This is a genomic window from Aureimonas sp. Leaf324 (assembly GCF_001423245.1).
In the GTDB taxonomy this organism is placed as follows: domain Bacteria; phylum Pseudomonadota; class Alphaproteobacteria; order Rhizobiales; family Rhizobiaceae; genus Aureimonas.
The window spans coordinates 29,454-47,142 of record NZ_LMOH01000006.1 but is presented as its reverse complement, the minus strand read 5'-3'; the positions used below and the strand labels follow the sequence as shown (position 1 = coordinate 47,142).

At 68.5% G+C, this 17,689-nt stretch carries 13 protein-coding genes; 11 read left to right on the top strand and 2 right to left on the bottom strand.

Going from position 1 to position 17,689, the window contains the following annotated elements; translation table 11 throughout:
* Positions 1–82: 82 nt before the first annotated feature.
* The 11 genes from ASF65_RS05725 to ASF65_RS05675 all read left to right on the top strand — a co-directional run bounded on the left by ASF65_RS05725 (position 83) and on the right by ASF65_RS05675 (position 17,202).
* Positions 83–1,234, top strand: a complete 1,152-nt coding sequence (locus tag ASF65_RS05725; protein ID WP_082505205.1) for a putative zinc-binding peptidase — start codon at positions 83–85, stop codon at positions 1,232–1,234.
* Between the two features lie 191 nt (positions 1,235–1,425).
* Complete coding sequence (gene treZ / locus ASF65_RS05720) at positions 1,426–3,303, top strand: malto-oligosyltrehalose trehalohydrolase (protein WP_082505204.1); 1,878 nt, start codon at positions 1,426–1,428, stop codon at positions 3,301–3,303.
* Positions 3,303–5,162 carry a 4-alpha-glucanotransferase gene (gene malQ, locus ASF65_RS05715; RefSeq protein WP_055886465.1) on the top strand — a complete coding sequence of 620 codons (1,860 nt, stop codon included), beginning with the start codon at positions 3,303–3,305 and terminating at the stop codon, positions 5,160–5,162. The genes treZ and malQ overlap by 1 nt, the downstream gene beginning before the upstream one ends.
* Positions 5,159–7,867, top strand: coding sequence for a malto-oligosyltrehalose synthase (treY, locus tag ASF65_RS05710; protein WP_055886462.1), 2,709 nt, complete (start codon positions 5,159–5,161; stop codon positions 7,865–7,867). Before malQ ends, treY begins: the two co-directional genes overlap by 4 nt.
* Positions 7,868–7,937: 70 nt before the next feature.
* Complete coding sequence (locus ASF65_RS05705; protein ID WP_055886459.1) at positions 7,938–8,723, top strand: ThuA domain-containing protein; 786 nt, start codon at positions 7,938–7,940, stop codon at positions 8,721–8,723.
* On the top strand, positions 8,720–9,778 hold the full coding sequence (locus tag ASF65_RS05700; protein ID WP_055886456.1) for a Gfo/Idh/MocA family oxidoreductase: 1,059 nt from the start codon (positions 8,720–8,722) through the stop codon (positions 9,776–9,778). The genes ASF65_RS05705 and ASF65_RS05700 overlap by 4 nt, the downstream gene beginning before the upstream one ends.
* A 307-nt stretch (positions 9,779–10,085) precedes the next feature.
* Positions 10,086–10,976, top strand: a complete 891-nt coding sequence (locus ASF65_RS05695; RefSeq protein ID WP_055886453.1) for a DMT family transporter — start codon at positions 10,086–10,088, stop codon at positions 10,974–10,976.
* 121 nt (positions 10,977–11,097) lie between these two features.
* The gene (locus ASF65_RS05690; RefSeq protein WP_055886450.1) at positions 11,098–11,493 is read left to right on the top strand and encodes a VOC family protein; all 396 of its coding nucleotides are present in this window, start codon (positions 11,098–11,100) and stop codon (positions 11,491–11,493) included.
* Positions 11,494–11,616: 123 nt separating this feature from the next.
* Positions 11,617–15,081: a pyruvate carboxylase gene (pyc, locus tag ASF65_RS05685; RefSeq protein WP_055886448.1), complete on the top strand. Its 3,465-nt coding sequence runs from the start codon at positions 11,617–11,619 to the stop codon at positions 15,079–15,081.
* Between the two features lie 97 nt (positions 15,082–15,178).
* Positions 15,179–15,994: a DeoR/GlpR family DNA-binding transcription regulator gene (locus ASF65_RS05680; protein ID WP_055886445.1), complete on the top strand. Its 816-nt coding sequence runs from the start codon at positions 15,179–15,181 to the stop codon at positions 15,992–15,994.
* Positions 15,991–17,202 carry an MFS transporter gene (locus tag ASF65_RS05675; protein WP_055886442.1) on the top strand — a complete coding sequence of 404 codons (1,212 nt, stop codon included), beginning with the start codon at positions 15,991–15,993 and terminating at the stop codon, positions 17,200–17,202. Before ASF65_RS05680 ends, ASF65_RS05675 begins: the two co-directional genes overlap by 4 nt.
* Before the next feature lie 28 nt (positions 17,203–17,230).
* On the opposite strand, the gene ASF65_RS20750 is transcribed toward ASF65_RS05675, so the two are convergent.
* Positions 17,231–17,389, bottom strand: a complete 159-nt coding sequence (locus ASF65_RS20750; protein WP_082505214.1) for a DUF3309 family protein — start codon at positions 17,387–17,389, stop codon at positions 17,231–17,233.
* Between the two features lie 88 nt (positions 17,390–17,477).
* Positions 17,478–17,636, bottom strand: coding sequence for a DUF3309 domain-containing protein (locus ASF65_RS21245; RefSeq protein ID WP_139224747.1), 159 nt, complete (start codon positions 17,634–17,636; stop codon positions 17,478–17,480).
* Positions 17,637–17,689 lie beyond the last annotated feature (53 nt).

Here is a 17,689-nt window from a genome sequence, read left to right as displayed (position 1 = left end):
CGGGTCGCGGGAACCGTTTGGGCACGCCCGTGTTACCGCGCCACACCCGCCGACCGGCCGGCGGGGGCGCGAGGGATCCCCGATGAAGCTGTTCTCATGCCCGTCCTGTGATCAGGTCGTCTTCTTCAACAACGTGCGCTGCGAGCGCTGCGGCCATGCGCTGGGCTACGAGCCGCGCACCAACCGCGTCCTGGCGCTGGAGCCGACCGGCACCGACTTCGTGTCGGTCGGGCGCGGCAGCGACGGGTCGCATTGGCGCTACTGCGACAACTACCAGTACGGCGTCTGCAACTGGCTGGTGCCGGCGGACAGTTCCGACCTCTACTGCCTGGCCGACCGGCACAACCTCATGGTGCCGGACCTGTCCAACCCCGACAACCAGGCGCTCTGGGCCAAGATGGAGGCGGCCAAGCACCGGCTGTTCTACACGCTCCTGCGCCTGCGCCTGCCGCTCTACACGCAGGCCGAACACCCGGAAGGGCTCGGCTTCAAGTTCCTCGCCGACGATCCGGCAAGCGGCGAGAAGGTGATGACGGGGCATGCCGACGGCGTGATCACCGTGGCGTTGGCGGAAGCCGACGACGCGGAGCGAGAGAAGCGCCGCAGCGCGATGGGCGAGCCCTATCGCACCCTTCTCGGCCATTTCCGCCACGAGGTCGGCCATTGGTACTGGGACATTTTGGTGCGCGACGGCGGCGCGCTCGACGAGTGCCGCGCGATCTTCGGCGACGACCGCCAGGACTACGGCGAGGCGCTGAAGACGCACTACGCCAACGGGCCGAAGCCGAATTGGCAGGAGGAGTACGTCTCGTCCTATGCCGCGGTGCACCCGTGGGAGGACTTCGCCGAGACCTGGGCGCACTACCTCCACATCGTGGATTCGCTGGAGGTCGCGGGGTCCTGGGGCATGACGATCCATCCGCGGCTCGACCGCGACGGCATCCTCACGACCGACCTCGACTTCAAGGTCTACGACGAGGCGACGACGATCGAACAGATCAACGACGGCTGGCTCGCCGTCAGCCAGGCGCTGAACTCGATGAACCGGGCGATGGGCCTGCAGGACCTCTACCCGTTCGTCCTGTCGCCCACGGTCATCGGCAAGCTCGGGTTCATCCACGATCTCGTGCACGGGCGGGTCGGCCACGCCGCCCGGCCGGCCGAGCGCGCGGCGTCCGTGGAGCCTGCGCCGGCGGGCGCCACCGCCTCGGCCGAGCAGCCTGTCGCGGCCTGACGGAGGGCTGCCGAAGGGCGGTGCACGATCCTCGTATCTTGCTATGCAATAAAGCGTCGCCCGGCCCCTGCCGGACGACGCCCACGCCCCACTTACCCACACGCTGGCCGGGCACCGAGGGGGATCCGGCGCGGCGTTCAGCGCGGGCGCTCGGCGTGCCCGCTCCCCCATCGACATGAGGCACAGCGGGCATGAGCGGCGGCGACACCTTCTCCTTCGACACGAGCTGGGGCGCGCGTTACGCGCCCGAGGGCAGCCGGTTCCGCCTGTGGGCGCCGAGCGCCAAGAGCGTCGAACTGGCCGTGGCGGAAGTCGATTCCACAGAGCCCGACCACTTCCATCCGCTGACGAAATCGGACGACGGCTGGTGGGAGACGGTCGCGACCTCGATCGGGCCCGGCATGTCCTACGGCTATCGCCTCGACGGCGAGACGCTGGTCGCCGATCCCGCGGCGCGCGCCCAGTCCGGCGACGTGCACTGGCTGTCGCGGCTCGTCGACCCGCGCGCCCACCAGTGGCGCACGGCCGACTGGAAGGGCCGGCCGTGGCACGAATGCGTCTTCTACGAACTGCATGTCGGCACCTTCACCGAGGAAGGCACGTTCGACGCCATCATCCCGAAGCTCGACTACCTCAGAGACGTCGGCATCACCGCGATCGAGCTGCTGCCCGTCGCCCAGTTCGGCGGCCAGCGGGGTTGGGGCTACGACGGCGTGCTCCTCTACTGCCCGCATCAGGTCTATGGCGGGCCGGAGGGCCTGAAGCGCCTCGTCGACGCGGCGCACGAGCGCGGCCTCATGGTCTTCCTCGATGTGGTCTACAATCACTTCGGACCCGACGGGAACTATATCCCCTCCTATATCCCGGAGTTCTTCCATCAGGAGATCTCGACGCCCTGGGGCGCGGCGATCGCCTATGACGAGAAGCCGGTGCGCGACTTCATGATCGAGAACGCGCTCTACTGGATGACCGAGTACCGGATCGACGGCCTGCGGCTCGACGCGATCGACTCTATCAAGGACACGACCGACACCCCGCTGGTGAAGGAACTCGCCGCGCGGGTGCGCGAGGTGATGTCGGACCGTCACGTCCACATCACCACCGAGGACGACCGCAACATCACCTGGCATATCGAGCGCGGCGAGGATGGCTCGATCCCGCTGGTCTCCGGCGAGTGGAACGACGACTTCCACCACACGGCCCACGTTCTGGCGACGGCCGAGCAGGAGTCCTACTACTCCGACTACCGGCGCGAGACCGCCGCGCAGATGGCGCGTTCGCTCGCCACCGGCTTCGTGTTCCAGGGCGACATGTCGAAGCATCGCGAGCGCGAGGTCGGCAATCCGTCGGCGCACCTGCCGCCGACGGCCTTCGTCAACTTCATCCAGAACCACGACCAGATCGGCAACCGGGCCTTCGGCGACCGCCTGCGCTCCCTGTCGTCGGCCCGGATCTACGACTGCGTGCAGGCGATCCTTCTCCTCTCGCCGCAGATCCCGCTGATGTTCCAAGGCGACGAGTTCGGCGACTGCAACTCCTTCTGCTTCTTCACCGACTTCGACGGCGAACTGGCGAGCGCGGTGTCGATGGGCCGCCGCAAGGAGTTCCGCAAGTTCGCCGCCTTCGAGGACGAGGAGGCCGCCGAGGTCTTCCCGGACCCCAACTCGGAGCGCACCTTCGAGATCTCGCGCATCGACTGGGACCTCGTCACCCGCCCGATCCAGCGCCGCCGCCTGCAGGTCACGACCAAGCTCCTGAAGCAGCGCCAGGACGTGCTGATGCCGCTGCTCGACGGCGCGCGCGGGGGCTGCGGCAAGGCGTTCGTGGACGGTCTCGGCTTCGTGGTGTCCTGGGAACTCCAGCCCGGGCGCGTCTATCACCTCTTCGCCAATCTGTCGGACGAGGCGTGGACCATTCCGGAAGGCCTCGACACGGGCAAGCTATCGGGCGCCGAGATCGTCTACGCCAACCACAAGCAGTCGCACGAGGAACTCAGCGCCGGCCGCGTGCCGGCCATGACCGTCGTCTTCGCGCTCGCCGACGGGCAACTCTTCGGCGGGGTGCAGTGATGGCCGGTGTCCCGCTCGACGATCTGGCGGAAAGCCACGGCATCCAGATCCGCTACAAGTCCGAGCTCGGCGAGGCCAAGGCGATCCCGGACGAGGCGAAGTCGGCGCTCCTGAAGGCGCTGAAGGTCGATCCGGCGTCGGGTGAGGCGGGGGCGTTCGCCGAGGCCGAGCACCGCCCGTCGCTCGCCTGCGCGCTGCCCGACGCCGCGCGCGCCAAGCGCTGGGGCGTGACGTGCCAGCTCTACGCGCTCCGCTCGGCCCGCAGCCTCGGGATCGGCGACTTCCAGGATCTCGGCCATCTCGCCGAGATCGCGGCGGCCGAGGGCGCGAGCTTCGTCGGCGTCAATCCGCTGCACGCCTTGTTCCTGTCGGATGCCGGACGATACAGCCCGTATTCGCCCTCGACCCGGCGGTTCATCAATCCCTTCTATCTCGCGGTCGACGATCTGGCGGGTGGCCCGGAGGCGATCGCGAAGGCTCGTGCGACCGATGCGGCCGCGTTCGAGGCGCTCGGCGGCGATCTCGTCGACTATCCCGCGATGGGCCTTCTGAAGCATCGGCTCCTGCGCACGGCTTTCGAGAGCGTGCGCGGCGGGCTCGATGCAGACGAAACCTTCCGAGCCTTCCAGGAAAAGGGCGGTCCGGCGCTTCGCGACTTCGCGCTGTTCGAGGCGATCTCGGCTCACATGCGCGGCGAGGGCGGCAGCGCCGGCTGGCACAACTGGCCGGACGCGTTCCACAAGCGCTCGAGCGATGCCGTGAAGGCGTTCGAGGCGAGCCACGCCGACGACGTCCTCTTCCACGAATGGCTGCAGTTCGAATGCGACCGGCAGCTCGGCGAGGCGCAGCGCCGCGCCAAGGCGGCCGGAATGGCGATCGGGCTTTATCTCGACTTCGCGGTCGGCGTGTCGCCGGACGGCGCCGAGACCTGGGCAGATCCCGAGCTGACGGTGCGCGAGGCGCGGGTCGGATCGCCGCCCGACATGTTCAACTCCGACGGGCAGGACTGGGGGCTCGCCCCGCTGTCACCGCGCGCGCTGGCCGAGCGCCACTACGCGCCGCTGACGTCCGCCTATGCGGCGCTGATGGAGCACGCGGGGGCGATCCGCATCGACCATGCGATGGGCCTCGCACGGCTCTGGTGGATCCCCGAGACCAGCCGCTCCGGCGGTGGCGGCTACGTGCGCTATCCGCTCGGCGAAATGGTCGATGCGCTGGCGCGCGTCTCGCAGGACAACCGGTGCCTCGTGATCGGCGAAGACCTCGGCACCGTGCCGGAAGGCTTCCGCGACGTGATGCACGACGCCAACATCCTCGCCTACAAGGTGCTCTACTTCGAGCGCTGGGACGACGGCCTGTTCAAGGCAACCGGCGAATATCCCGAGCGCTCGCTGGCCTGCGTCTCGACGCATGATCTGGCGACGCTTGCGGGCTGGTGGCGCGGCGCCGACATCAAGCTGCGCTCCGAGACCGGGCGGCAGGACGAGGCGGCGACGGCGCGAGACCTGAAGGGCCGGGCGCGCGAGCGCATGACGCTGCTCGCGGCGCTCCAGCACGAGAGCCTGCTGCCGCCCGAGTGGCATGCCGCGGCGCGCGGCGAGGCGGACCTGCCGGCCGAACTCGGACAGGATCTGGCGCTCGCCGTCCACCGCTTCGGCGCCCGCACCGGCTCGATGCTCTTTGCGGTGCAGGTCGAGGACATGGTTCTGGCCGAGCGCCAGCCCAACCTGCCGGGCACGATGGACGAATACCCCAACTGGCGCATTCGCTCCGACGTGGCCCTCGAGGACCTCGGCGCGGACGAACGCTTCCAGGCGATGGCGCGCGCGATGCGCCAGGAAAGACCGGAGATCGCATGAGCCGACCCCTCGTCGCCACGTACCGCCTTCAGTTCCGCGAGGGCACCGGCTTCGGGGAAGCCCGGGACCTGATCCCCTATCTCCAGACGCTCGGCGTCAGCCACCTCTACGCCTCCCCGATCTTCTCGGCTTCTCCCGGCTCGACGCATGGCTACGACGTCGTCGACTACAACCATTTCGAGGAGGATCTCGGGGGCGACAAGGGCTTCAACACGCTGTCGGACGCGCTGAGCGCCGCCGATCTCGGCCTCATCCTCGACTTCGTGCCCAACCACATGGGCGTCTCGCCGGCCAACGCCTGGTGGGAGGACGTCCTGCGCTGGGGCCAGGATAGCCATTTCGCGCAGACCTTCGACATTTCGTGGGAGGCCGAGAAGATCCTCGTGCCGACCCTCGGCAAGCCCTATGGCGAGGCGCTGAAGGATGGCGACCTGTCGGTGGTCTACAACGAGGACCGCCGCGAGCTGCGCTTTTCGGCCGGCGGCTACGAGCTGCCGCTCGACCCGCGCACGCTGAGCTATGTCTTCGCCTTCGTCGACCATGCCGAGCGCGACCGCATGGTACGCCGCTTCTCGGCCGCCGTGCCCGCCGACGGCGAGGAGCTGAACGAGCGCTTCGCCGAGCACGTCGCCGATCCTGCCTTCCTCGCCGCGCTGAAGGCCGGCGTCGCAGCGATCAACGCAGACAAGACAGCCCTTCACGCTCTGCATGAGGCGCAGGCCTGGCGCCTCGCGTGGTGGCGGCTGGCGCGCGAGAAGCTGTCCTATCGCCGCTTCTTCGAGATCGCCGACCTGATCGGCGTCCGCCAGGAGATGCGCCGCGTCTTCCGCGAGTCGCACCGCACGATCCTGCGGCTGGCCCGCGAGCGCCGGCTCGACGGCATCCGCATCGACCACGTCGACGGCGTCGCCGACCCGAAGAACTATCTGGCGGATCTCCACCGTGCCTTCGAGACGATCGGGCGCGACGTGAAGATCCACGTCGAGAAGATCCTGACGGGCCCCGAGCGCCTGCGCCGCGACTGGAACATCGCCGGCACCACTGGCTACGAGTTCATCACGGCGCTGTCGGGCCTCTATGTCGACGCCTCGAAGGAGGAGGCGATGACCAAGGCCTATGCCGACTTCATCGGCACGGAGGAGGACCTCCGCCAGATGATCGTCGAGCAGAAGCGCCTGATCTTCGGCCACAATCTCGCGGGCGAACTCGCCTTCCTCACCGACACGGCGCTGTCCGTTGCCGCGCGCGACCTCGACACGCGCGACTTCGGCCGCGACGCGATGATGCGCTCGATCGTCGAGGTCGCCGCCGCGCTGCCGGTCTATCGCACCTATGCGAGCGTCGACGGGGTGCCGGAGCCCGACATCCAGGTGATCGACGACGCCGTGGCGCTTGCCCAGTCCCGGCGCGAGGTCGAGGCCAACCGGCCTGTCGCCTTCGTCGGCCGCCTGTTGAAGCTCGATTTCGAGGATGGGCAGGACGTGACGGGCGCGCTGACCTTCGCCCGCCGCTTCCAGCAGACGACGGGCGCAGTCATGGCGAAGGCCGTCGAGGACACGACCTTCTACCGCTACAACCGCCTGATCGCCCTGAATGAGGTCGGCGGTGAGCCGGATCACTACGGCGCCGACGTGCCGGCCTTCCACCGTGAGATGGCGATCCGGCTCGAGGACCAGCCCGAAGGGCTGATGGCCTCCTCGACGCACGACACCAAGCGCGGCGAGGACGCCCGCGCGCGCCAGTACACGATCAGCGAGGCGCCGGAGCGCTGGGCCGAGATCGCGGCGAAGGCGGCCGAGACGCTGGCGCCGTGGCGCAAGGATGTCGGCGAGACCGGAGTGTCGCCCGATCCGGCGACCGAATGGGGCTTCTATCAGGCCCTCGTCGGCGTGATCCCGGCCGACTTCGATCCCGCCGACGAGGCGATGCGCCGGGAATTGTCCGAGCGGCTCSCCGCCTTCGCCGAGAAGGCGGCGCGCGAGGCTAAGCGCTTCACGACCTGGACCGCGCCGGACGAGGCCTACGAGGGGGCGCTGAAGGGCTTCGTCGAAGCGGCGCTCTCGAAGCGGGAGAGCGGCGACTTTCTCGAGCACTTCTGGCAGGATGTCCAGCCGTTCGTCGTTGCCGGCGCGCTGACGTCGCTGTCGCAGACGCTGGTGAAGCTGACCGCGCCCGGCGTGCCGGACATCTACCAGGGCACGGAGTTCTACGACCTCAGCCTTGTGGACCCCGACAACCGTCGCAAGATCGACTTCAAGGCCCGCGAAGCCGCGATGACCGACGGGCACGGCGTCGCCGAAGCGTTGCCGCACTGGCGGGACGGCCGCGTGAAGGCGAAGCTGACGGCGGCCGCCCTCAAGGCACGCATCAAGGCGCCGGAGCTCTTTACGACGGGCAAGTACATGCCGCTCGAGGTGACGGGCGAGAAGCGGGACCACGTCCTCGCCTTCGCGCGCAGCGACCGGGAAGGGCGGTTCGCCGTCACGGTGGTGCCGCGGCTGGCGCTTGGACTTCTCGGCGACCGGGCGAAGATGCCGATGCCGGATGCCGCCGCCTGGGGCGACACGGCGGTTCGGCTGCCCTCGAAACTGTCCGGCGCGCGCTTCGAGGACATCCTCAACCTCAAGCCGGTCGCGGGCGCGGCGTCGCTGCCGCTCTCGACGCTCCTCGCCGACCTGCCGGTCGCGCTGCTCGTCGCCGACTGATGGCAGCCGGCGGCCCACTGCCGCCGGCTCCGCCCATCCCTCGCGCTTCTGCCTTTGAAGGAGGCATGTCATGCCGATCCGCACCGTCGTCTGGAACGAGTTCCTACACGAGAACGAGAACGAGGCGGTGCGCTCGATCTACCCGCACGGCATTCACCGCACCATCGCCGACGCATTGGGCGAGGACCCCGAGATCGAGGCGTCGACCGCGACACTCGAGGAGCCCGAGCACGGCCTGCCGCAGTCGCGGCTCGACGAGACCGACGTTCTCGTCTGGTGGGGGCACAAGGCCCATGGCCGCGTCGCCGACGAGATCGTCGATCGCGTGCAGCAGCGGGTGAACGAGGGAATGGGGCTCGTGGTGCTCCATTCCGGGCATTTCTCCAAGATCTTCAAGCGGATGATGGGGACGCCCTGTTCCCTGCGCTGGCGCGAGGCGGGCGAGCGGGAGCGGCTCTGGGTGATCAACCCGTCGCATCCGATCGCGCGCGGCATCGACAAGGCGATCGAGCTGCCGAACTCGGAAATGTACGGCGAGCCGTTCCTGGTGCCCGAGCCGCTGGAGACGGTGTTCGTCTCCTGGTTCGAAGGGGGCGAGGTGTTCCGCTCAGGCCTGACTTACCAGCGCGGGGCGGGGCGCATCTTCTATTTCGAGCCCGGCCACGAGACCTATCCGATCTATCACGACCGGCAGGTCCAGGCCGTTTTGCGCAACGCCGTGCGCTGGGCCTACAACCCCGCGCAGCCTTGGAAGGACGTCTCGAACGCTCCGAACGTGCCGATCGAGGCGGCGCGCGAGCGGATCATGAAGAAGGGCCTCTCGCTGCACCAGGCCGGGGAGGAGGGCTTCCGGTGAGCGCCGAGAAGCGGATCCTGATCCTCGGCACGGGGTCGATCGCCCATCGCCACGCGGAGCATTTCGCCACCATTCCCGGATGCCGACTGGCGGCCGCCGTCGACACCAACGAGACGCGCGCCCGCGCCTTCGCCGAGGAGCATGCGATCCCCGAGGCTTTCGGCTCGCTCGACGCGGCGATCGCGTGGGGTGGCTTCGACGCGGCGGTGAACTCCACGCCGGACGGCGCGCACAAGGAGACGAGCCTCAAGCTCATCGCGGCCGGCAAGCCGGTCTTCTGCGAGAAGCCGCTCGCCCTGAACCACCCGGATGCGATGGAGATGACCGAGGCGGCCGAGAGCGCCGGCCTCGTCAACATGGTCAACCTCACCTATCGCAACGCGCACGCGATCCAGTTGGCGCGGCGGCTGGTCGAGGATGGCCGGATCGGCACCATCCGGCACTTCGAGGCGAGCTACCTCCAGAGCTGGCTGACGAGCCCGCACTGGGGGGACTGGCGAACCGACGAGCGTTGGCTCTGGCGCCTGTCTTCGGCCCATGGCTCGAAAGGGGTGCTCGGCGACATCGGCATCCACATCCTCGACTTCGCCTGCTTCGGCACGACGCTCAGCGTCGCGGCGCTTCAGGCGCGCATGAAGACCTACGACAAGGCCGAGGGGGGCAAGATCGGCGACTACACGCTCGACGTCAACGACAGCGTCGCGATGACGGTCGAGATGGAGAACGGCGCGCTCGGCACCGTCCATATGACGCGCTACGCCACCGGCAATCTCAACGATCTGAACCTTGCGATCTACGGCGAGACGGGTGCGCTGCGCATCTGGGCGAACCACAAGGACTCGCGGCTCGAGGCGTGCCTCGGGGAGGACATCGAGACGCAGACATGGCGCCCCGTGGAATGCCCGGTCACGCCGCGCAACGAGCATCGCTTCGCCATGGCGCTGATGACCGGCGAGAACGGCCAGCCGGACTTTCGCCACGCCGCCGAGATCCAGAAGCTTCTCGATCTCTGCTTCGTCTCGGACCGGGAAGGGCGCTGGCTCCAAGCGCTCTGAGCGGCCTTCTCCGCTCGCCTGCAACACCTGCGCATTTCTTTTGGCCGACATGCCGTTTCCATGCTTTCGCCGCAATGACGGCGGGGCTTGGAGCGTCATCACGCGTCATGCCGCTCGGTAAGAGAAGATGATCGGAATCAGGCATTTGGCGGCGTTGTCGCAGCCGAGATAAACGGACTATCAACCGACATGCGCGATGTTGCGCATGCCGACCGCCTCAACACGAAAACGCGCCCTCCGGGGCAGATGATCGCCAGATCGCGACGCCGGCTCGTCCCTGTTCCCGCACCCTCGAAGCCGCACTGCGATGCATACCGGAATCCTTCTCGCCTTCCTGGCATATCTCGCCTATTCCTGCTCGGACGCCGCCGCCAAGGCCCTCGGCTCCTCCTCGATGCCGGTCTTCGAAATCGGCTTCTTCATCTCCCTCTTCGCCCTGTTCCCGGCGCTGCTCTCCAAGCGACCCGAGGACACCTGGCGCTCGATCGTGACGCCCAAGCGTCCCTGGCTGGTGCTGGCGCGCATGGCCACCGGCACGATCGGCGGCATGACCGCGACCTACGCCTTCGTGTCGCTGCCGCTGGCCGAAGCCTACGCGTTGATCTTCCTCCTGCCGGTCTTCGTCGCGGTGCTCTCGGCGGTCTTCCTGAAGGAGGTCGTCGGGCTCGGGCGCTGGGCGTCGCTGCTCGGCGGTCTCGCCGGCGTCCTGCTCGTGGTGCGTCCGGGCTTCAATGCTCTCTCGCTCGGGCATCTGGCGGCGCTGGCCTGCGCCTTCGTCGGCGCGCTGACCGTCATCATCCTGCGCACGCTCGGACCCACCGAAAAGCGGCTGACGCTGGTCGGCGCCGTGCTTCTGGCGGCGGTCTGCGTCAACGGCCTCCTGATGATCCCGCATTTCGTCGTGCCGACGGTACGCGACATGCCGATCCTCGTGTTCGGCGGCCTGTGCGCCGGCATCGGTCACATCGCGATCGTGATGGCGGCCCGCGTCACGCAGGCGAGCCAGATCGCGCCGACGCAGTACAGCCAGATCGTCTGGGCGGCGGTGCTCGGCGCCCTGTTCTTCGGCGAGGTGCCCGATCCGATCGCGGTCGCCGGCATGGCGCTCGTCGGCTTCTGCGGCCTGTCGACGCTGGGTGGCGGTTCGTCGAGCGCGACGCCGGCCCGCAGCTGGCGAGCCCGGCTGCTGCGCGCCTGATCCCGCGCCACGCCGACACGGATCTTCGAAAGCCCGCCCGCGCCCCGCGCCGGCGGGCTTCGTCTTGCGCGCAGGCTGGCCTATCTCCCGCTGCCCAACCGGCAGCACAGGAGCCCGCATCGTGGCCAAGCTCATTCACTCGATGATCCGCGTTCGCGACGAGGCGCGCTCGGTCGACTTCTACGCCCGCGCCTTCGGGCTGGCGGTCGCCGATCGCATCGACTTCGACGCGTTCACGCTGATCTACTTGTCGAACGCGGAAACGGGTTTCGAGCTGGAGCTGACGGTCAACAAGGACCGCACCGCGCCCTACGACCTCGGCGACGGCTACGGCCATCTCGCCGTCAGCGTCGCCGACCTCGAGGCCGAGCGGGCGCGGCTGGAGGCCGAAGGTCTGGGCCCCCAGGCCATCCGCGAGCTCACGCCACCGACCGGGGGCAAGGCCCGGTTCTTCTTCATCGCGGACCCGGACGGCTACAAGATCGAGGTGTTGGAGCGCAGCTGGCGCTTCGCCTGAGCGCTCTTTGCCGAAATTTGGTCGCAAGCGATCCTTCCGCGCTGCGCTCGCTGCATTGCAACGAGCGCGGTTTCGTATTCAACTCGCGAGTTGAAGAATCTGCGCAGTCCGGGGGGAGCGTTCGTGCCCATATCCAAGATCCTTGTCGCCAATCGCTCCGAGATCGCGATCCGCGTGTTCCGTGCGGCCAACGAGTTGGGCCTGAAGACGGTGGCGATCTGGGCGGAGGAGGACAAGTATGCCCTTCATCGGTTCAAGGCGGACGAGAGCTATCAGGTCGGCCGCGGGCCCCATCTGTCCCGCGACCTCGGGCCGATCGAGAGCTACCTGTCGATCGAGGAGGTGATCCGCGTCGCGAAGGAATCGGGCGCGGACGCGATCCATCCCGGCTACGGCCTCCTGTCGGAGAGCCCGGAATTCGTCGACGCCTGTGCGGAGGCCGGCATCACCTTCATCGGCCCGACGGCCGACACGATGCGCCGCCTCGGTAACAAGGTGGCCGCGCGCAACCTCGCGGTCGAGGTCGGCGTGCCGGTGGTGCCCGCGACCGATCCGCTGCCCGACGACATGGAGGAGGTCAAGCGTCTCGCCGAGACGGTCGGCTATCCCGTGATGCTGAAGGCCTCGTGGGGCGGCGGCGGGCGCGGCATGCGCGCGATCCGGAAGCCCGAGGATCTCGCGCGCGAGGTGACGGAGGCCAAGCGCGAGGCCAAGGCCGCCTTCGGCAAGGACGAGGTCTATCTCGAAAAGCTCGTCGAGCGCGCGCGCCATGTCGAGGTGCAGATCCTCGGCGACACGCACGGCACGGTCGTCGATCTCTTCGAACGCGACTGCTCGATCCAGCGCCGCAATCAGAAGGTCGTGGAGCGCGCGCCGGCCCCTTATCTCGACGATACGAAGCGGCGCGAGCTCGCGTCTTACGCACGCGCCATCTGCGCGGCGACGAGCTATGTGGGCGCCGGCACCGTCGAGTTCCTGATGGATGCCGATACCGGCGCATTCTACTTCATCGAGGTGAACCCGCGTATCCAGGTCGAGCACACCGTCACCGAGCAGGTGACCGGCATCGACATCGTGAAGGCGCAGATCCACATCCTCGACGGCCATGCGATCGGGACCCCGGAAAGCGGCGTGCCGCGGCAGGAGGACATCCGTCTCAACGGCCACGCCCTCCAGTGCCGCATCACGACGGAAGACCCCGAGCAGAACTTCATTCCCGACTACGGCCGCATCACCGCCTATCGCGGCGCGACGGGCTTCGGCATCCGGCTCGACGGCGGCACGGCCTATTCGGGCGCCGTCATCACCCGTTTCTACGACCCGCTGCTCGAAAAAGTAACGGCCTGGGCGCCGAGCCCGGAAGAGGCGATCGCGCGCATGCACCGCGCGCTGCGCGAGTTCCGCATCCGCGGCGTCGCGACGAACCTCACCTTCCTCGAAGCGATCATCACCCACCCGGCCTTCGCCGACAACTCGTACACGACGCGCTTCATCGACACGACGCCGGAGCTCTTCGCGCAAGTGAAGCGCCGCGACCGCGCGACGAAGCTCCTGACCTATCTCGCCGACGTCACGGTCAACGGCCATCCCGAGACGCGCGGTCGCCCGAAGCCGCCGGCCGACGCCCGCAAGCCCGTCGCACCGCGCTTCGACCGGCCGATCCAGCCCGGCTCGCGCCAGCGGCTGGAGGAACTCGGCGCGAAGGGCTTTGCCGACTGGATGCTCCAGCAGCGCGAGGTGCTCGTCACCGACACGACGATGCGCGACGGCCACCAGTCGCTGCTCGCGACCCGCGTTCGGACGCACGACATCGTCGGCATCGCGGATGCCTACGCCCGCGCATTACCGCAGCTCCTCTCGCTCGAATGCTGGGGTGGGGCGACCTTCGACGTCGCCATGCGCTTCCTCACCGAGGACCCGTGGGAGCGGCTGGCGGGGATCCGCGAAAAGGCGCCCAACATCCTCCTCCAGATGCTGCTGCGCGGCTCCAACGGCGTCGGCTACACCAACTATCCCGACAACGTGGTCAAGCGCTTCGTGGCGGAGGCGGCCGCCGGCGGCGTCGATCTCTTCCGCGTCTTCGACTGCCTGAACTGGGTCGAGAACATGCGCGTCTCGATCGACGCGGTGATCGAGTCCGGCAAGCTGTGCGAGGGCGCGATCTGCTACACGGGCGACCTCTTCGATCCCGCCCGCTCGAAATACGATCTCAAGTACTACGTCAGCCTCGCCAAGGAGATGGAGCGCGCGGGCGCCCATATCCTCGGCGTCAAGGATATGGCGGGCCTCCTGAAGCCGGCGGCGGCCCGTGTTCTCATCAAGACGCTGAAGGAGGAGGTGGGCATCCCCATCCACCTCCATACGCACGACACGTCGGGCATCGCGGCGGCGACGATCCTCGCGGCGGTGGATGCCGGCGTCGACGCCGTGGACGCGGCGATGGACGCTCTGTCCGGCAACACCTCGCAGGCCTGCCTCGGCTCGCTGAACGAGGCGCTGAAGGGCTCGGAGCGCGACCCCGGCCTCGATCAGGACGCGATCCGTCGCATCTCCTTCTACTGGGAGGCCGTGCGCAACCAGTACGCCGCCTTCGAAAGCGACCTGAAAGGGCCGGCGTCCGAGGTCTATCTCCACGAGATGCCGGGTGGCCAGTTCACCAACCTGAAGGAACAGGCCCGCTCGCTCGGCCTCGACACGCGCTGGCACGAGGTCGCCAAGGCCTATTCCGAGGCGAACCTGATGTTCGGCGACATCGTGAAGGTCACGCCCTCCTCCAAGGTCGTCGGCGACATGGCGCTGATGATGGTGGCGCAGGACCTGTCCGTCGCCGATGTCGAGAACCCCACGCGCGACATCGCCTTCCCCGAGTCGGTCGTCTCCATGCTGCACGGCGATCTCGGCCAGCCACCGGGCGGCTGGCCGGAAGGGCTTCAGAAGAAGGCCTTGAAGGGCGAAGCGCCGATCACCGAGCGTCCGGGATCGCTGATCCCCGATGCCGACCTCGCGGCGGAACGCGCTAAGGTCGAGGAGAAGCTCGGCCGCAAGGTGAGCCCCCGAGAGTTCGCCTCCTATCTCATGTACCCGAAGGTCTTCACCGACTTCGCGGTTGCTGCCGACACCTACGGCCCCGTCTCGACCCTGCCGACGCCGAACTACTTCTACGGCATCGAGACGGAGGAGGAGATCCTCGTCGACCTCGAGCCCGGCAAGACGCTCGTCATCCGCTCGCTCGGCTTGGCCGATACGGACGAGAAGGGCAAGAAGACGGTGTTCTTCGAACTGAACGGCCAGCCGCGCCGCATCAAGGTGCCAGACCGCGCCAAGGGATCCGGCTCGGGTGCCGCGCGCCCGAAGGCCGAACCCGGCAACGCGGCGCATGTCGCGGCGCCGATGCCGGGCGTCGTCTCGACGCTGGCCGTGCGGCCCGGCCAGAGCGTCAAGGCGGGCGACGTCCTTCTGTCGATCGAGGCGATGAAGATGGAGACCGCGCTCCACGCGGAAGCCGACGGGACGGTGGAAGCCGTCCACGTCAAGGCCGGCGACCAGATCGACGCCAAGGACCTGCTCGTCGTGTTCGCCGCCGGGTAGCGCGTGTCCCACACGGGGCCCGGCCTTGGTGCCGGGTCTCGCGTGTTTGACGAACCGTGCATGATCGTGCATGAGGGCTCCTCGACGAGGAGGCCGCATGAACGAAGTCCTGCCGCATCTCATGGCCGAGCAGCGTCAGGCCGTGATCCGCGAATGGCTGAAGCGGGACGGGCGCGTGCTCGCCGCGCAGCTTGCGGCCAACTTCGGCGTCTCGGAAGACACGGTCCGGCGCGACCTGCGCGAGCTGGCCGCGCGTGACGAATGCCGTCGCGTCTACGGCGGCGCCCTACCGCCCGCGCCCTTGGACGGGTCGCTGACCACGCGGCGTTCGCAGGGGCAGGACCGCAAGGCGTTGCTAGGTCATGCGATCGCGCGCACGCTCCTGCCGGGTTCGTCCGTCTTCATCGATGCCGGCTCGACCAACATCGCGGTGGCCGAGGCGCTGCCGCCGGACTCGGGCATGACCGTCATCACCAACGCCCCGTCGATCGCCTGCGCCCTGCAGGACAAGTCCGGCCTGACGGTGGTGCTGCTCGGCGGACGGCTCGATCCCGGCAGCGGCGCCTGCCTTGGCAGCCAGACGTTGCGCGAGGCCGAGCGCATGCGCCCGTCCGTGCTGGTGCTCGGCGTCTGCGGCGTCGACGCGCGAGCCGGCGTGACCTCGCACGATCTGGAGGAGGCCGATCTCAAGGCGCTTCTGGCGTCGCGGGCCGGCGAGATCGTGCTGGCCGCCACCAACGAGAAGATCGGCACCGCCGCATCCTTCTTCGTCGCCCCGATCGACCGGCGCGCGCGCCTGTTCGTGGAACACGATTGTCCGGCCGAGCACCTCGCGCCCTTCGAGGCGTTGGACATCCCGATCACCCGCGCGGCAGCCGCCGGCTCGCGCATGCCGGCAAGGACCGTCCGATGACCGCCGACGCCCTGTCCCGTCCCGCCTCCTGGCGCGATGCCTGGCCGCGCGAGCGACTGGCCGTCTCCGGCGCTTTCCTTGCCAACGGGTTCGTTCTCGGCAACTGGACGCCGCAGATCCCCCTGTTCCAGCAGCGGCTCGGCCTGTCGGAGGCGCATCTCGGCTTGCTGATCCTCGCCTTCGGCATCGGCGCCGTGGTGGCGATGCCGCTTCTGGGCGCTGCCACCGCGCGCTACGGCTCGCGCCGCGCGACGCTCGCGATGCACGCGATCCTCGCTCTGTCGTTGCCCCTTCTCGTGCTGGCGCCGAACGTTCCGGTCGCGGCGCTCGCCATCCTCCTTTTCGGGGCGTCGATGGGCGGTATGGACGTTGCGATGAACGCCAATGCGGTGTCGGTCGAGCGCCAGCGTCCGCGCGCCATCATGTCGTCCTGCCACGGCTTCTGGTCGATCGGCGGCTTCATCGGTGCGGCGACGGGCGGGTTCCTGATCGTCTCGCTTGGGCCGGTCGGGCACTTCGTCTTCGTGGCGGCGGTGCTTCTCGCCGCGCTCTGGCCGATCGGCCGCGCGATGCTCGAGGACCGCGACCTCGCTGGCGTCTCGGCGCCCGCCAACGCGGAAGGGGAGGGACCTGCGGCGCCGTCCGCGGCACGCCTTGCCGTTCTCGGCATCGGCATCTGCGCCCTGTTCGGCATGGTGCCGGAGGGAGCGACGATCGACTGGAGCGCGATCTACCTGCGCTCCGAACTGGGGGCCGACGTCGCGGTCTCGGGCTTCGCCTTCGCCGCGTTCTCGGCGGTGATGGCGCTGTTCCGGTTTCTCGGCGACGGCATCCGCGACCGGCTCGGCGCCGTGCGCACCCTGCGATTGTCGGCGCTCGCCGCCATTGGCGCGCTTCTCGTCGTCGGCCTCGCGCCCAATCTCGGCGTGGCGATCCTCGGCTTCGCGCTTCTCGGGATCGGGCTTTCCAACATCGCCCCGATCGCCTTCTCGGCGGCGGGCAACGTGCCGGGCCTGAAGCCCGGCGTCGGCATCTCGATGGCCACCACCATCGGCTATTCCGGCATTCTGATCGCGCCGTCGGCGATCGGCTATCTCGCCGAACACTTCGGCTTCCAGACCGTGTTTCTCGGCCTCAGCCTTTGCCTCGTCGGCATCCTTGCCCTGTCACCGCTCACCAGAGGCGCCGACGGTCCGCCGGCGCCCTGACGGACGCCGGCGAGCATTCAGGCGTGCGTCAGATCCGCCCGAGGAGGAGCAGGATCAGGACGACCACCAGGAGGAAGCCGAGGATGCCGCTCGGCCCGTAGCCCCACGACCGGGAGTAGCCCCAACCCGGAAAGGCGCCGATGAGAAGCAGGATCAGGATGATGAGGAGGATGGTGCCGAGAGACATGTGCGACTCCATGACGCGTGACGATACGCGATCACAACGGCGTCATCGCCACGCGCGTTCCATCGTTTCGTCACGCCATCGTCACGATTCAGATCAGCACCGTCACCCAGACCATCACCGCTGCCGTGAACAGCACGCCGAAGGCGATCGCCGGACGCCAGCTCCAGCCGCGCGACCACGGCCAGACTGGAACGAGCGCGGCGAACATCAGGAGCGCGAAAAGGGCGAGCGCGGCGCCAGGCGTCATGTGGGTTCCTTCGCGGGAGGCAACTCGGCGTCGGGATACGGGGCGGCCGGCGC

Excerpts from the sequence above, each read along its gene's own strand:
- ASF65_RS05725 (WP_082505205.1), top strand. The coding sequence starts at position 83 with ATGAAGCTGTTCTCATGCCCGTCCTGTGATCAGGTCGTCTTCTTCAAC.
- treZ (WP_082505204.1), top strand. The coding sequence starts at position 1,426 with ATGAGCGGCGGCGACACCTTCTCCTTCGACACGAGCTGGGGCGCGCGT.
- malQ (WP_055886465.1), top strand. The coding sequence starts at position 3,303 with ATGGCCGGTGTCCCGCTCGACGATCTGGCGGAAAGCCACGGCATCCAG.
- ASF65_RS05705 (WP_055886459.1), top strand. The coding sequence starts at position 7,938 with ATGCCGATCCGCACCGTCGTCTGGAACGAGTTCCTACACGAGAACGAG.
- ASF65_RS05695 (WP_055886453.1), top strand. The coding sequence starts at position 10,086 with ATGCATACCGGAATCCTTCTCGCCTTCCTGGCATATCTCGCCTATTCC.
- ASF65_RS05680 (WP_055886445.1), top strand. The coding sequence starts at position 15,179 with ATGAACGAAGTCCTGCCGCATCTCATGGCCGAGCAGCGTCAGGCCGTG.
- ASF65_RS05675 (WP_055886442.1), top strand. The coding sequence starts at position 15,991 with ATGACCGCCGACGCCCTGTCCCGTCCCGCCTCCTGGCGCGATGCCTGG.
- ASF65_RS20750 (WP_082505214.1), bottom strand. The coding sequence starts at position 17,389 with ATGTCTCTCGGCACCATCCTCCTCATCATCCTGATCCTGCTTCTCATC.
- ASF65_RS21245 (WP_139224747.1), bottom strand. The coding sequence starts at position 17,636 with ATGACGCCTGGCGCCGCGCTCGCCCTTTTCGCGCTCCTGATGTTCGCC.